We start from the raw sequence: 421 nt of genomic DNA on the forward strand, positions 1-421 counted from the left end.
CTTCACCCGGGCCTTGGCCCGGTTGGCGGACCCTTTCTTCTTGCGCAACAGATCGTGCTGGTAGCGCTTCAGCGCCGCGAGCGCCTTGCGATACGGCTTCGGGCTCGGAAACTTCACGTTCCGACCGACCGTACCGCCCGACAGGGTGACGTAACCGCCCTGACCTACGCTCTTCCCACAGCAAGGGGCTCAGTTCCAAGGCATTGTTAAATACCCAACGCGCAGCACCGAACCGGAAGTCCCGTTTGTTGATCTGATCCTTCGCGGGATACAGTCTGACTTTTACGGCACGGCACATGCAAGATTTATTTCCTAAAAAGAGCGGGAAAGCAAGGATCTAAAGACCGACGTCTCAATCTGCTGTCCAGAAAGGAAGGAAAATTGCCGCCGTACTTAACGTCTTCCCCGCCCTGAAGGACGG

1 protein-coding gene is annotated in these 421 nt (G+C 56.8%); it reads right to left on the minus strand.

Annotated elements, in window-relative coordinates:
- Nucleotides 1-298, minus strand: a 298-nt coding sequence (locus tag E1297_RS51080) for a helix-turn-helix domain-containing protein (RefSeq protein ID WP_196223088.1), incomplete at its 3' end; no start/stop codon positions are given.
- Nucleotides 299-421 lie beyond the last annotated feature (123 nt).

This window comes from Roseibium sp. RKSG952, assembly GCF_009711355.1.